Raw genomic sequence first — 14,280 nt, 5'->3', positions numbered from 1 at the left:
AAGGCACACGGCCTTTTAAACAAAAAACCGGGGAAGGGAAAGCCCCGGCCGCTTCTTCGGGAAAAAGCCGGAAGCTTCCCTTCACGCCGGGAAGCCATGCGCCGGAACCGGGCTTAGCGGATGAAGTTCGTCCTGACGATGGGTTCCATTTCCGGCAGAGGCACGCCTGCCGCACGCCCCGCCTCGATGCAGCGGAGCATCCATGCCATGTTCCGGGCCAGATGTCTCATGGTCTGAAGGCCTTCCGCATCCTGCAGCACTTCTTCAGGCGTGTTGCCGTGCACCTGGTTCCAGTAGGTGGAAGTAACCACGGGCATGTTGTTCATGCCGAAATACTTGTTCACCTGCTCGAAGGCGGCGGAGGCTCCGCCCCTGCGGCAGCTCACCACGGCCGCGCCGGGCTTGTTGGCGAACAGGCGGGAACCGCAGAAGAAAAGCCTGTCCATAAAGCTTTCCAACTGCCCGGAGGCGGAAGCGTAGTACACGGGCGTGCCGAACACGAAGGCGTCGAACTCGGGCACCAGGGCGAGGGCCTCGTTCACCTTGTCGTCACGGAAGCAGCGGCCGGTTTTGCGGCACGCTCCGCAGCCGAGGCATCCCGCCACAGGCTGCGTGCCCAGCTGAAAGATATGAGAACCTATGCCCTGCCTTTCCAGTTCCGCGGCCACTTCGGAAAGGGCCGTCCAGGTGCAGCCCCGGGCATGAGGGCTGGAATTGACGAGAAGAACCTGCATGTTCCGACTCCTTGAAAAAAATTACGTCAAAAACGGCATACTCCGCGCCGTATTCTCCCGCCCATGACGCAAAGAACGGAGACGACGCCCGAAGACGTGCTCCGTTCCATGCATTTCACGGCATCTTCCCGGAAGGCGGGCCTCCCCGCCGAAGCGGGAATGAGAAAATACGCCGGGAATACCGCTAGCGGGAAACAATGACGCGCGCGGGGCGCAGAAGATGTTCGTTGAGCCTGTAGCCCTTCTGCATGATGCGCACGATGAGCCCCGGTTCCATGCCTTCGGCCTCTTCCTGGCCCACGGCTTCATGGTCGTTGGGGTCAAAGGCCTGCCCCACCTGACCTACGGGCACGAGGCCGTGCTTCTTCAGCACGTCGAGCAGCATGGTGCGGGTCATTTCCACACCTACCATCATGTTGCGGCTCTCTTCCGACTGGCCGCCGTACTGGAGCGCGAGGTCGAGATTGTCCAGCGTGGGCAGAAGATCGGCAAGCACCTTTTCCGCAGCATAGCGGGCCTGCTCCTCCTTTTCACGCTGAAGCCGCTTTTTGAAATTGTCCATTTCAGCCAGGGCCCGGAGCTTGACGGCATTGGCCTCCGCCGCCACATTGCAGGCGGCGCAGAGCTTCGCGCGGCATTCTTCCAGCTGCTCCTCTTCCGTCTTTTCTCCGGCGGGAGCTTCCTCTTCCCGAACATCTTCCCGGGCTTCGAGTTCCGCTTCCTCGTTCATGGATTCCTTATGTTCAAATTCCTGACTCATGAATGAATGACCTCCATAATGGTAAGCGAAAAGTAGGAACGAAGAGCCGTCCTGTCAAGATTTCCGGGAAGCGCGCCGCACGATGCCGTGCACGCCGCAGGCCATGTCGTCCAGCGCCAGCAGCGGGTTGACCTGCGCCTGAAGCGCATCCTCGCTTTCGGAAAAAAGCTCGTCGAGCTCAAGCAGCCAGGCCTCGGGCAGGGGCCGGAACACCGAAGAAAGCGCGCCGCCTTCACGCCCGGCAAGGCGGTCGGCAAGGGCCTTTCTGCCCACCAGCACCACCTGCTGCGCCTTTGCCGCATCCAGTCCGTTGCGAAGCTGCGCAAGATCGAACCAGCCCCGCCCCTCCACGGCAAAACGCGCCAGAGCCTGATCCCAGAGGCGCAGCTCCTCGGGCAGAGGCCCTCCGGGCTGCGGCCATGGGAGCGTAATCACCCAGCCACGGGAAACCAGCGTCGGCAGAAGCCTTTCCCGCTGCGGCGCGGTAAACACGAAGCAGGTATCGGGACAGGGATCTTCCAGTACCTTCAGAAGAGAATTGGCGGCCTCGATACCCAGCGCCTGAGCCTCGGCCAGAACGACCACGCGGCGGCGGCCGAAACGGGGATGTTCCCCCAGTATGGGCCTGAGAGCGCGTACTTCATCTATTTTTATGGAGGAAAGACGCCCGTCGAGCAGAAAAAGATCCGGGTGCATACGCGCGCCCATGCGCAGACACGACGGGCACTCCAGACAGGGGCGTTCGTCGCCTTCGCAGTTGAGCAGCGCGGCCCACCACAGCGCAAGCGCCACGCGGGAAGAAACATCCCCCCCTTCCAGATGCAGAAGCTGAGGCGGCCGCTCCTGCATGGCGTAAAGCAGGGAACGCGGCCGCTCAAGATCTCTGGAAAGCGCAGGAGACAAGGCGGCGCGGGCTTCATCCAGACCGGGCAGTTCCACCTCGGCCGCAGAACGGGCCGCGCCCGCCTTTTTCACACTCTTTCCCGCCGCCATATCAGCGCCGGAACGTCTGTTTCCTGTCGGGGCCGACGGAAATGAAGCCGGCCTTCACACCCAGCAGCTCTTCCACACGCTCGATGTAGCGGCGGCAGTTTCTGGGCAGATCGTCCCATCCTTCGCAGCCGGAAAGATCCTCCTCCCAGCCGGGAAGCACTTCGAACACAGGCTTGGACTGTTCCAGACCGCGGGGCGTCTGGGGCGGATACTTCACCACCTTGCCCTCGTATTCATAGGCCACGCAGAGCCTGATTTCCTTCAGGCCGCTCAGCACGTCCACCTTGGTCAGCGCCATGGTGGTGGGAGCGCAGAGGCGGATCATTTCACGCAGCACGACAAGGTCGAGCCAGCCGCAGCGGCGCGGTCTGCCCGTGGTGGCGCCGTATTCGCCGCCCTGACGGCGCAGAAATTCGCCCGTGTCGTCAAAAAGTTCCGTGGGGAAGGGACCGGAACCCACGCGCGTGGTGTAGGCCTTCACAATGGCGATGCGCTGGTCGATGATGCCGGCATTCACGCCGGAACCGATGGAAGCGTTGTCGCACACCACGTTGGAAGAGGTCACAAAGGGATAGGTGCCGTGGTCGATATCGAGCATCACGCCCTGAGCGCCTTCAAACATGATGTTCTGATCCGCTTCCTGCGCCTCCATGATGAGGCTGGAAACATCGGCCAGATAAGGCACGATGCGGGGCGCAATGGCCATGAGATCGTTGAACACCGTTTCGGGGTCCAGCGCAGGCAGGCCGTAAAGCTGGGTGAAGAGCACGTTCTTCTCTTCCAGAGCACGGGCTATTCTGTCCTTCAGCGCTTCAGGATCGGTCAGATCGCCGGCGCGCACGCCCACGCGGGCCTTCTTGTCCTCATAGCAGGGACCGATGCCGCGGCCGGTGGTGCCGATCTTGTTCTTGGAAGCGCCTTCACGCGCGCCGTCGATGATGCGGTGATAGGGCATGATGAGGTGCGTCTTGTAGCTGATCTTCAGTCTTTCGGGGCTCACGTCCAGCCCGAGGCTCTGAAGAGCGTCTATTTCTTCAAGGAAGTTTTCCGGGTCGAGCACGACGCCGTTGCCGATGATGCACATCTTCCCGGGGTGAAGAATGCCCGAGGGGACAACGTGCAGGACATACTTCTTGCCATCGACAATGACCGTATGCCCGGCATTATTGCCGCCCTGGAAACGGACCACCATATCCGCTTCGGAAGTGAGCAGATCGACGATCTTGCCCTTGCCCTCGTCGCCCCACTGCGCACCAACGATAGTCATGTTCGACATATATTTCTCCTTTCGGACGCACCTTGGAAAATAAAAGGAAGGCCTGTCCGGCCCTTCTGAAAACGCGCCAAAGCCATTTTTATAAAACCCTTTGCCTGCCGCGTCAACAAGTAATGCCGCCCCCCGAAAGGCCGCCCCGTCCGTCGGAGAGAAGCTCCTCCGGGGGGAACACTCCGGGAAATTCCGCCCTGTCCTTTTCCAGCTCTTCCCGCATCCACTGAAAAAACGCCTTCACGCGGGACGAACGGCAGGCCTCCACGGGGCAGGCCGCAACATAGCGCCGCGCCACTTCAACAAAGGCTCCTCCCAGAGTCACAAGCCGCCCGGCACGCAGATCTTCCGCCACGAGAAGAGACGTTCCCAGCGCCGCGCCCCGGCCTTCGGAAGCGGCTGCAAGCGCCATGTAGGCAAACTGAAACATGGGGCCGAAACTGAGGGCGGGCCGCTCGCCGAGGGCGGAGAACCATGCATTCCAGTCCTCCTCGCCCCCTTCCGGAGAACGAAGGAGCCTGTCCTTCTTCCATGCTTCCCCCCTCTGTTTTGCATAGCCTGGGGCGCATACGGGAAAAAGCCTCTCCGGGGGAAGCGGCAGGCGATACAGACCGGGGGAAGCGGGCATGTCCCGCCGGATAACGATATCCGCCTCCGGCCCGAGTTCCGGCAGAGAGGGATGCGGCGCTATGCGCAGATCAATGTCGGAAAAACGCTCACAGAAACGGCTCAGCCGGGGGGCCAGCCAGCGGTTGGCGAAGCTTGCCTCGGCCACCACGGAAAGCGGGCCCGAACCGCGCCGTATGCGCGCGCTTTCCCGTCGCAGCGCTTCCAGTGCGCCGGATACCGTGCGGTAGTAGCGTTCCCCGTCAGGCGTGAGCCGTATGCCCGGGGCATGGCGGATGAAGAGCGGTGCGCCGAGGTATTCCTCGAGGCGGCGTATGTGCTGACTCACGGCGGCCTGCGTCACGCAGAGTTCTTCCCCCGCACGGGTAAAGCTGCCCAGTCTCGCCGCAGCCTCAAAGGCGGCAAGGGCATTCAGCGGCGGCATTTCCAACATAAGAAAAACTTATCCCGACCTGCAGGTATTCTCGTTTGCGCCGAAGCCTTTTCCGGCGCAATGTTCCTTTTCTCCCCGGAACATGGCCGGAACATGCGTCATCCCGCATCCCGGGGAACCTCAGACATTGTTCCCGCTTCCCGTCCCGACGGGAAACGAAAACTCGACAACACGGCGCGGCCCGGCGCGCCCGGAGACTTCTTCCATGTGGAATATCTTTGTTCTGCTCTCGCCCGTTTTCATACTGCTTTTTCTCGGTATGCTGGCGGAACGGTTCCAGCTCGTGCCCCCTTTCGGACAGACCACGCTCAACCAGTTTCTCGTCAACCTGGCCCTGCCTTCCCTCATCTTTCTTTCCATCGCACAGTGCAGGGCTGAGGATCTGCATCACGGCAGCTTTCTTGCCGCCTTCAGCCTGAGCCTTTTTCTTACCTTCGGGCTGCTTATTCCGGCCTTCCGCCGCCTGCATCCGCAGGGAAGCTATAAAGAGGACGTGATGCTGTCAATGCTGGCGAGCTTTCCCAACGTGGTGCTCGTGGGCCTGCCCGTGCTTATGGCGCTCTACCCCGGAAATCCTTCCGCCGTACTCGCGAGCACGCTCACGAACATTCTGGAAATCCCCATGGTTCTGGGTTCAGGACTCATTAAATATAAAAGATGACAATGGCAGCGAGACAAATGGCCGAAAAGAACGTGTGTGCACAACGGTCATAACGCATGGCTATTCTGCGCCAATCCTTGAGTCGGCCAAACATGATTTCTATCTTGTGCCGCTGCTTATAAACCTCCTTGTCATAGACCACCGGAGTTTTTCGGCTGTGTCTGCCAGGAATGCACGGCGTGATTCCTTTACGGGACAAGGCATGACGAAACCAGTCGGCATCATAGCCTCTATCCGCCAGAAGCTCCCCGGCCTGCGGCAGAGTATCAAGCAGGACAGCAGCGCCTTTGTAATCGCTCACCTGACCGCCGGACAGATGGAAGGCCAACGGTTGACCGAAGGCATTGCAGACAGCGTGGAGTTTTGAATTCAGGCCGCCTTTTGTGCGTCCGATACATCGGGAAAGGCCCCTTTTTTCAGCAAACTTGCTGCTGTCCTGTGTGCCTTGAGATGTGTGGCATCAATCATCAAGCGTGTTGTGGAGCCGTTTTGCTCAACAAGCTCCGCAAAAATCCTGTTAAAGACACCCAATCGGCTCCAGCGGATAAAACGATTGTAGAGAGTTTTGTATGGTCCATACTCGCGCGGAGCATCTTTCCATTGCAGGCCGTGCTTGATGACATAGATAATGCCGCTGATGACACGTCTGTCATCGACTCTCGGAATGCCATGGGAACGTGGAAAGTAGCGTTTGATACGAGCAATCTGTTCATGAGAAAGATAAAAAAGTTCCTTCATGGCATCCTCCCTATGCCGACAATAAGAACTTCTTATCCTTTTGGCAAGTAATGAGTCCTGAGCCTGGTCACGCTGTTCATGCTCGTCAGCAGCGGGGCGCGCGGGCGTCATCCCGTGCGTACCGTGGCCGTCGCGCTCATCACCAATCCCGTGGTCCTTGCAAGCGCAGGCGGAGCGCTGTTCTACCTCACGGGGACGGCCGTACCCGCGGTGCTGGAATCGGCCTGCCGCGCTCTGGGCGCATCGGTCATGCCCTGCGCTCTGGTTTCTCTGGGCATCGTCATCAGTGCAAGGCTCCGCCATCACGACGGCGAAACCTTTCACCGCGGCAGGCAGGCCATACTCTTTTCCGGCAAGCTGCTGATCCAGCCCGTCATAGCTCTGGCGGCCATGACCGCCCTGGGAGTGGAGGAACCCTGGCGTTCCATAGGCGTGCTGCTTTCCGCCATGCCCACGGGAACCCTGGCCTACGCCATGAGCGATTCCTACAAGGTGGCGGAGAACGACGCTTCCTTTGCGGTGATTTCCAGCACGCTTCTTTCCCTGCCGCTGCTGCTCCTGCTGGCCATGTTTCTGCAATAGCATTTCCGCCGTCTCGGGCGGACATTCCCTTGCCCGGAAAAAACACGGCATGTTGCGGAAAAACTACCGTGCCGCATCGCCCTCGCCGGCAGGAAGAACTCCGGCGGAAGCCTTCTCCGCCTCCTTTTTCAGAGAGGATAGCGAAGCGCCGGCGCGGGCCGCGCCCCTGCGCCACTCCACATCCAGCCCGGCAAAGCGCCGTTTCATGACATGTATGGCCTCGAGGTTGCTGTCCACCAGAAGAGCGTTGCGCCCGAGCTGAAATGCCGACTCGCCCAGAGTTCCGCTTCCGGCGAAGAAATCGCACAGAATGTCCCCGGGGCGGGAATGCACCTTGACGATGCGGTCGATGATGGCGCGGGGCTTCTGCGTGGCATAGCCCGTTTTTTCCCTGCCGTTGGGGCTGACTATGGTATGCCACCACACATCGGTGGGAGTTTTGCCGCGAGCCGCCTTGCTCGGCCCCACCAGCCCGGGAGCCATGTAGGGGATGCGGTCCATGGCGTCGAAATTGAAGGTGAAGGACTCCGGGTTCTTCGCATACCAGAGTATGTTGTCGTGCTTGGCGGACCAGCGCTTTTTCGAACGGGCGCCGTAATCGTACGCCCAGATGATCTCATTGATGAAGGAGGCCCGGCCGAAGATTCCGTCAAGCATGACCTTGCAGTAATGAATTTCCCTGTAGTCGAGATGAAAGAACAGCGAGCCTTCCGGGCGGAGAATGCGGTAGGCCTCCTGCATACGGGGAAAAAGAAAACCGAGAAAATCGTCGAACCTGTCGTCGTAACCGCGGGTTTCCCCCTTCACGGTACGGTAAAGCTGCCCCTTGAAGCCCACCCTGTCGCCGTTGTCATCACGGATGGTGACTATCTGCGTGCGCCGCTGCGCCTTGCCGGTATTGAAGGGAGGATCGATATAGATGAGATCGATGCAGGCATCGGGCAACGCTTTCAGCACGGCGAGGTTGTCGGCGTGAAATACGGCGATTCTGGGCATGAGGCTCCTTTCCCGTGCCTTCGGCACGGACGCAGAGAACATTAATCGTTTCCTCATGCCATGGCAAGGCTTCCGGCCGGGGAAGAGCTCTCCCCCCCCGCCGGACTGGATGCTCCTTTCCCCTGCTCCCCCGCGCACGTCTTCCGCGCCCCGACGTGCGGCGCGGCCCGAAAATATCCCTGAACAAACCTGTTCACGGCAGGCCGTTTTCCTGACTTTCTGCGCCATTATCACGAGAAGAGAAGATTCCCATTCTGGATTTCCCCTTCTTTTTCCGATATCCTGCAGACAGGATGTGCATGTTCCCCCTGTTTCTCAGCTCATGGAGGCTTCCATGAAAAAATGGTTCGTCATTCCGGCTGTTCTTGTGGTGCTGCTCGCAGGTTCCGCGGCCGCCCTTCTCCTTTCCCTCAACTCCCTCATCGTCAGGGAAGTGAACTCCGTCGGCCCGGAACTGACGGGCACGGCCGTGCGCCTCGAAAAAGCCGACGTTTCCCTCTTCTCCGGCACGGGAGTCTTCACCGGCTTCATCGTGGGCAATCCGAAGGGATTCACCGACACTCCGGCCCTGAGCGTGGGTTCCCTCGGCCTGGAACTCGTGCCTTCCTCCGTGCTGGAGGACACCGTCGTCATTCCGAAAATCGAAATCATCAGGCCGGACGTGCTTTATGAGCTTGCCGAAGATACCAGCAACATCGAAACCATTCTGAAGCATGTACGGAACGTGGCCGAAAAGAAGAAGGCCGGTTCCGGTGAGGCTGCGCAGGCCGAACCTTCCGCCGACGCGCAGAAAAAGCTCAGGAAAAAGGTGATCATCGACGAGCTCATCATACGCGAGGCCAAGGCCACGCTTCTTATTCCCGCCCTGAAACTTTCCGTTTCCGTACCTCTGCCGGAAATCCGCCTTACCGGCATAGGCCGCGAAGGCTCGGGCGTCACCCTCGCCCAGGGCGTCGTGATCGTTCTCAGAGAAATGAAGACCGCGCTGGAATCCGCCACCGTATCGTTCAGGGAGAAGCAGCTCAGGGAAGCGAAGGATGCGCTGCTCCGTCAGGGCAGAACGACGGAGGAAAAGGCAAAGACACTTTTGAAGGAAGGCCTGAACCTCTTTAAAAAGTAGCCGGAAAGGCCGCCTGCTCCGGGCGGCCTTTTTCCTTGTCCCCGCCGTTTCCCGGAGGGGGGCTCCGGCCCTTGCGGGGGGCTGCGCTATGGCATACCATGTCCCCTGCCTTTCCTGCAGATGCCGGACAAAAACAAAAAACGCCTTTCTCCCATTGCCATGAATTACAGAAAAATCATCCTGCTTTCTCTGGGCCATCTTTCCTGCGACCTCAACTCCCACGCGCTGGCCCCTCTGCTGCCCTTCCTTGCGGCGGCGCACGGCTTCGACTATCAGACCTGCGGTTTCCTCGCCTTCGCCTATTCCGTGGTGGCCTCTCTGGTGCAGCCAGGACTCGGCCTTCTGGCCGACAAGATGGCCCGGGGATGGTTCATCCCGCTGGGAATCCTGCTGGCCGGTACCGGCATCGGCGCCCTGGGCTATCTTTCCAGCCTGTACGCCATGTTCGGCTTTCTTGTGCTCGGCGGCATAGGCGCGGCCATGTTTCACCCCGAGGCCGCACGCTACGCCAACATCGTTTCCGGCGCCCATAAGGGCGTGGGGCTCAGCATCTTTGCCGTGGGCGGCAACGGCGGCATGATCATGGGGCCGGTCATCGTCATTCTGGCGGTGGGCGGTCTGCCGGGCATGATCAGCGGTTTCGGCCTGCACGGTACCGCGGCATTCTTCCTTCTCGGCGCCCTGATGGCGGCGCTGCTCTTCTGGAACCTCCGCTCCTGGGACATGGCGGCAGCCGGCCCCGCTTCCGAAAAAAGCAGCACCCCTGCCGTCAACGACTGGCATGCCTTCGGCATACTTTCCGGCTGCCTGCTCACCCGCACGGGCCTCACCGTGGCCTTTACCACCTACCTGCCCCTCTACTGGCAGGGGGTATTCCACCAGAGCGCATTCATCGGCAACCTCATGCTCATTCTTTTTTCCGTCTTCGGTGTGATCAGCAACCTTTCCGGCGGTGCGGCCGCCGACCGCTGGGGCTTCAGGCGCGTCATACGCTGGGCCTCCCTTCTTACCCTGCCGCTGCTCGCCGTCTTTCCCTTCATCGGCAATCCCTGGCTTGCGGGCGCGCTGCTTGCGCCGCTTGCCGTGGGGCTGTTCGCCCCCTTCAGCTCCCAGGTCGTGCTGGGACAGCGCTACCTTGCCCGCAACATGGGCTTTGCTTCGGGCATCACGCTGGGCGTAGCCGTGAGCGTGGGGGGCATGTTCGCTCCCGTGCTCGGCTGGGCGGCGGACTCCTGGGGCGGCCTTGCCCCGGCCATGCACCTGCTCACGCCCCTCGCCCTCATCGGGGCCGTATGCGCCTGTCTGCTGAAAAAACCGCAGGATGCCGCCTGCTGAACGAGTTCGGCACAGAGCATGAAAAAACGTCCGCTCCGGTCCGGGGCGGACGTTTTTTCATACGGCAAAAGGAGCTTTATGCCCGGCCCCTGCGCCTTCTTGTCTTGAAACTGTGTTCGGCAAGCCACCCCAGTTCACTGAGGCGCTCATCCACCTTATGAAAAAGCGTTCCTGCGGGGAAGGAGCCGTCCTTGCGGCGGCGTCCCACGGGCATACCGGTAAGCAGCTCCATGGCTTCCCCGATATGCGTCACGGGATAGATGGAGAACCTGCCCTCGCGCACCGCCTGAACGACCCTGTCATCCAGCATGAGGTGTTCCACATTGTCCTTGGGCAGAATCACGCCCTGTTCTCCGGTAAGCCCCCTGCGGGAACACAGCTCGAAAAAGCCCTCTATCTTGCGCGTCACGCCGCCCACGGCCATGATCTGACCGGACTGGCTCACCGCTCCGGTAAAGGCGAGGGAAAGGCGCAGCGGCACTTCCGAAATGGCGGAAAGCAGCGCCGCAAGCTCCGCACCGGAGGCGGAATCGCCCTCAATGCCGTTGTAGCTCTGCTCGAAGCAGAGGCTCCCGGAAAGAACCAGGGGCTTGTTGTGCGCGAACTGCGAGGCCAGATAGCTTTTCAGAATCATCATGGCCTTGGTATGGATGGGGCCGCCGAGTTCCGCCTCGCGCTCGAGGTCGATGATGCCGCCGTGCCCCACACCCACGGTGCAGGAAATCTGATGCGGCAGACCGAACTCGTAATCGCCGCTGGTGGTCACGGCAAGGCCGTTCACGCGGCCCACTTCCGCACCGGAGGTGCGCAGCTTGATCACGTCGCGGTCGTACTCCTCCATAAACAGTTCTTCCACAAGGTCGGCACGGTTGCGCCGTGCCTTCAGCGCCGCGTCGAGGCTGGCTCTGTCCACCATGGTCTTGCCCGCCATGGCTGCCATGGCGGAAGCCTCGATGAGCGTCTCGCGCATGAGCGGGAAACGCAGCGAAAGCTTGCGGTGATCTTCGCACAGCTCGGAACCGTGATCCACCAGCCCGGCCAGACTTTCCCGGTCGAAGGGAAGAAGGTCGGCCTCGTCCATAATGCGGGCAAGCTGGCAGAGCCATGTGCGCACCGCAGGAGCCGTGCGTTCCGTTTCCGAGGTCATCTGCGCCTTGATCTTGAACTGCTTGGCGAAACGCTCGTCGCGTTCCAGAATGATCTCGTACAGTTCGTCCTCACCCACGAGAACCACCTTCAGATTCAGGGGCATGGGATCGGGTTCTATGCCCTTCACGCGGGAGGTGTCGTTGAAGTCCGGGTCCTCAATGCGGGCCACACCGGAACGGAGCGCACGCATGAGCCCTTCCCACGCGGGGCCGTTGGCCAGAAGATCGTTGATGTGCAGCACCAGGTAACCGCCGTTGGCCCTGTGCAGGGAACCGGCCTTGATGAGCGTAAAATCCGTGACCAGAGCGCCCATTTCCGATTCCCTTTCCACACAGCCGAGCAGGTTGCCGTAGGTGGGGTGATCTTCCACCACCACGGGCGCGCCCTGCATGTCGCCGTTATCCACCACCACGTTCACACCGTAGCGGTAGAGATCGGGTTCCTGCGGGGCGGAAGCGCTCTCGCCGTGGGGAACGGAAGGCGTTTCCCGCGGAAGGAAGAACTCCAGATGCTCCAGAACATCCGCGCGCAGATCGTCGAAAAAGGTACGCAGGGCGTCGGTCTTCTCCTCACAGCCGGAAACGCGGCAGGCCTTTTCCGCCACGGGCGCCACCAGCCGGTTGAACAGGTACTCGGCCGCCTCGCGCTCAAGCTCGCGCTCCTTTTTCTGGAAACTCTTTTCCAGCTCGCCCATGCGGCGAACGAAGGGAGCCATGCGCTGCAGAAGCTGATCGGCGCGGCGCTTGAACTCCTGCCGCTCCGGGGCGGCAAGAAGCGCCACTTCCTCATCGCTCAGGCGTTTGCCGTCCTGCATGGGAAAAAGGGAAAGCGCTCCCTGCTCCTCGGCATCCAGAGCAAATCCCTTTTCCGCGGCCATGCGCTCCAGCTCCTTCACCACGGCGGCGCGTTCCTCACGGAACTGATCGCGCCCCGCACGGCGCTTACGCAGAAAACCGTCGGAATCCAGGCGGGCAGGCAGCTCCTCGCGCATCTGGCGCAGGGCGTCCGCCAGGGAATTTTTGAGCTGCATCCCCTGCCCCGCCGGGAGCTGAATGAGAACAGGCCTGTCCTCATCCTTGAAGTTATTGACGTAAATGATGTCCGGCGGCGTAGGTTCCTTGCGGGCCAGAGGCTCCAGAAAATCACACAGCATATAGGTGCGCCCCAGATCGGGGGAACCGGCAAGATACACGTTGTACCCGGAATTGCGGATATGTACGGCAAGTTCCAGCGCTGCCAGCGCCCTGGGCTGGGCCGGACGGCGACGGCCGCCCCGCGGAATGGCCCGGCTGTCCTCCCAGGGGATGCGGTCCACGGGCCAGCGGGGATGCAGCCTGTCGGCCGGAAGAGATGCAACGATTTTGAGGGCGGGACTCATATCAACCCTCTTGTCCGTCGTAAAGTTCGGCAAGGATGCGGTCCGCCCCGCGGGAAAGCAGATCCTCGGCCAGCGCCACCCCCATGCGTTCGGCTTCTTCGTGAGAAGCCGCAGCGCGGAGGCTTCCGCGGATCACCGTCTTGCCGTCGGTGCCGGCAACCAGCGCCTGAAGAGAAAGTTCCCCGCCCTCCAGCACGGCATGGGCGGCGATGGGCACCTGACAGCCCCCGTCCAGACGACGCAGGAAGGAACGCTCCGCCATGACGCACAGACGGGTGGGCTCATCTTCCATGAAGGCGAGAAGCTCCCTGAGGTCCTTCCGGTCCTCACGCATTTCCACCCCCAGCGCCCCCTGTCCCACGGCGGGCAGAAAGTCCGGCGGCGTAAGATCCTGCTGGAACGTGGCGCCGAGGCCGAGGCGCTTCACCCCGGCACGGGCGAGAATGATGGCGTCGTACTGCCCTTCCTTCATCTTGCGCAGGCGGGTTTCCACGTTGCCGCGCAGCATGGCAACCTTGAGGTCGGGCCGCATGGCCAGCACCTGCGCCTGCCTGCGGAGAGAACTTGTGCCCAGCACCGCGCCGGAAGGCAGGTCTGCAAGGGAGGCATGACGTTCGGAAAGGAAAAGATCGTTGCAGACCTCTCTCTCCGGCACGGCTCCCAGAATCAGCCCTTCGGGCAGAACCATGGGCACGTCCTTCATGCTGTGCACGGCGATATCCGCCGCACCGGTAAGCAGCGCGTCTTCGATTTCCTTGACGAAAAGCCCCTTTCCCCCCACCTTCGCCAGCGGCACGTCGAGGATGATGTCGCCCTTCGTCTTGAGCACGAGCAGCTCGACCTCAAGCCCGGCATGGCGCGCCTCAAGGCGCTCTCTGACATGTTCCGCCTGCCACAGGGCAAGCTTGCTGCCGCGCGTGGCGATGATCACTTTTTTCATAGATTCTCCAGATGTTCCTTCAGAAAAAGCACACGGCGCAGGGGCCTTTCATGACGCCCGGGCGGGGAGGCCGGGCGGATGCGCATCGCAGCCGCATCATTCGGAGCGGCAAGGAGGCGCTGCGCCGCAATCCTGCATACGCGCGGCGAGATAACAAGGTTCGTGCGTTTCAAAATTGCCGTTTCCGGTTCTGCGCAAAAAGAGTGCCGGGGATTCCGCCGGCATCTCCCGGGGCCGGAACCGAAAAACGCAGACAGCGCAAAACGCGGCGCGGGGAAAGAAGGCGTGCCGAACACCTCCTTTCCCCGGCAGGTCCGAAACGGTATCAGTGTCCGCAGCTGGCGCAGTTGCCGCCGGAGCAGCCTGCGCAGCCTCCGCCGGTGGAAGGCGCGGAAGGCAGATCGAAGGAATCGGGCGCGCCGCCGCCCAGACGGCAGCTGCAGCGGGAAATCATCTTCTCCGTCTCCGTGGAACGGCACTTGGGGCAGACGGGCGTTTCATCACCGAACACAAGGTCCTCGAACGTATGGTTGCAGGACTTGCAGCGGTATTCATAAATAGGCATGG

The 14,280-nt window shown here is 61.3% G+C and carries 14 protein-coding genes; 4 read left to right on the top strand and 10 right to left on the bottom strand.

Features of this window, described 5'->3' with window-relative positions:
* Positions 1 to 113: 113 nt before the first annotated feature.
* From CZ345_RS06125 to CZ345_RS06105, 5 genes are all read right to left on the bottom strand, one after another.
* Positions 114 to 734, bottom strand: a complete 621-nt coding sequence (locus CZ345_RS06125) for a flavodoxin family protein (protein WP_077072303.1) — start codon at positions 732 to 734, stop codon at positions 114 to 116.
* A 184-nt stretch (positions 735 to 918) separates the two neighbouring features.
* Positions 919 to 1,494 (bottom strand): nucleotide exchange factor GrpE, encoded by a 576-nt coding sequence (gene grpE / locus CZ345_RS06120; protein WP_077072302.1) that lies wholly within the window; start codon positions 1,492 to 1,494, stop codon positions 919 to 921.
* 54 nt (positions 1,495 to 1,548) lie between these two features.
* A complete protein-coding gene (locus CZ345_RS06115; RefSeq protein ID WP_077072301.1) occupies positions 1,549 to 2,487 on the bottom strand; it encodes a hypothetical protein in 939 nt (312 codons plus the stop codon).
* Between the two features lies 1 nt (position 2,488).
* Entirely contained in the window at positions 2,489 to 3,763 is a 1,275-nt protein-coding gene (locus tag CZ345_RS06110) for an adenylosuccinate synthase (RefSeq protein WP_077072300.1), read from the bottom strand.
* 103 nt (positions 3,764 to 3,866) lie between these two features.
* Positions 3,867 to 4,814, bottom strand: a complete 948-nt coding sequence (locus tag CZ345_RS06105) for a LysR substrate-binding domain-containing protein (RefSeq protein WP_077072299.1) — start codon at positions 4,812 to 4,814, stop codon at positions 3,867 to 3,869.
* A gap of 205 nt (positions 4,815 to 5,019) precedes the next feature.
* Here CZ345_RS06105 and CZ345_RS06100 point away from each other — a divergent pair, with 205 nt between their 5' ends.
* Entirely contained in the window at positions 5,020 to 5,475 is a 456-nt protein-coding gene (locus CZ345_RS06100) for an AEC family transporter (RefSeq protein WP_077072298.1), read from the top strand.
* Here the strand turns inward: CZ345_RS06100 and CZ345_RS16190 are convergent.
* A protein-coding gene (locus CZ345_RS16190; RefSeq protein WP_239446597.1) for an IS5 family transposase occupies positions 5,459 to 6,213 on the bottom strand; the annotation gives its coding sequence in 2 pieces (ribosomal slippage) (positions 5,459 to 5,880 and positions 5,880 to 6,213; 756 coding nt in all). The genes CZ345_RS06100 and CZ345_RS16190 overlap by 17 nt on opposite strands.
* 78 nt (positions 6,214 to 6,291) lie before the next feature.
* On the opposite strand from CZ345_RS16190, the gene CZ345_RS06085 reads away from it, so the two are divergent.
* Positions 6,292 to 6,795 carry an AEC family transporter gene (locus tag CZ345_RS06085; RefSeq protein ID WP_077072297.1) on the top strand — a complete coding sequence of 168 codons (504 nt, stop codon included), beginning with the start codon at positions 6,292 to 6,294 and terminating at the stop codon, positions 6,793 to 6,795.
* Positions 6,796 to 6,858: 63 nt separating this feature from the next.
* On the opposite strand, the gene CZ345_RS06080 is transcribed toward CZ345_RS06085, so the two are convergent.
* On the bottom strand, positions 6,859 to 7,791 hold the full coding sequence (locus CZ345_RS06080; RefSeq protein ID WP_077072296.1) for a DNA-methyltransferase: 933 nt from the start codon (positions 7,789 to 7,791) through the stop codon (positions 6,859 to 6,861).
* Positions 7,792 to 8,125: 334 nt separating this feature from the next.
* Here CZ345_RS06080 and CZ345_RS06075 point away from each other — a divergent pair, with 334 nt between their 5' ends.
* Both CZ345_RS06075 and CZ345_RS06070 read left to right on the top strand, forming a co-directional pair.
* Positions 8,126 to 8,911 carry an AsmA family protein gene (locus CZ345_RS06075; RefSeq protein WP_144277264.1) on the top strand — a complete coding sequence of 262 codons (786 nt, stop codon included), beginning with the start codon at positions 8,126 to 8,128 and terminating at the stop codon, positions 8,909 to 8,911.
* Positions 8,912 to 9,031: 120 nt separating this feature from the next.
* Complete coding sequence (locus CZ345_RS06070; RefSeq protein ID WP_239446627.1) at positions 9,032 to 10,246, top strand: MFS transporter; 1,215 nt, start codon at positions 9,032 to 9,034, stop codon at positions 10,244 to 10,246.
* A gap of 76 nt (positions 10,247 to 10,322) precedes the next feature.
* On the opposite strand, the gene CZ345_RS06065 is transcribed toward CZ345_RS06070, so the two are convergent.
* From CZ345_RS06065 to CZ345_RS06050, 3 genes are all read right to left on the bottom strand, one after another.
* The gene (locus CZ345_RS06065) at positions 10,323 to 12,773 is read right to left on the bottom strand and encodes a Lon protease family protein (protein WP_077072294.1); all 2,451 of its coding nucleotides are present in this window, start codon (positions 12,771 to 12,773) and stop codon (positions 10,323 to 10,325) included.
* Between the two features lies 1 nt (position 12,774).
* A complete protein-coding gene (gene hemC, locus CZ345_RS06060; protein WP_077072293.1) occupies positions 12,775 to 13,713 on the bottom strand; it encodes a hydroxymethylbilane synthase in 939 nt (312 codons plus the stop codon).
* A 325-nt stretch (positions 13,714 to 14,038) separates the two neighbouring features.
* Positions 14,039 to 14,278, bottom strand: a complete 240-nt coding sequence (locus CZ345_RS06050; protein ID WP_077072291.1) for an FmdB family zinc ribbon protein — start codon at positions 14,276 to 14,278, stop codon at positions 14,039 to 14,041.
* Positions 14,279 to 14,280: the final 2 nt, after the last annotated feature.

Source organism: Mailhella massiliensis (assembly GCF_900155525.1).
Taxonomy (GTDB): domain Bacteria; phylum Desulfobacterota; class Desulfovibrionia; order Desulfovibrionales; family Desulfovibrionaceae; genus Mailhella; species Mailhella massiliensis.
Note: the sequence above shows the minus strand (reverse complement) of the source record. Positions and strands in the feature narration are given on the sequence as shown.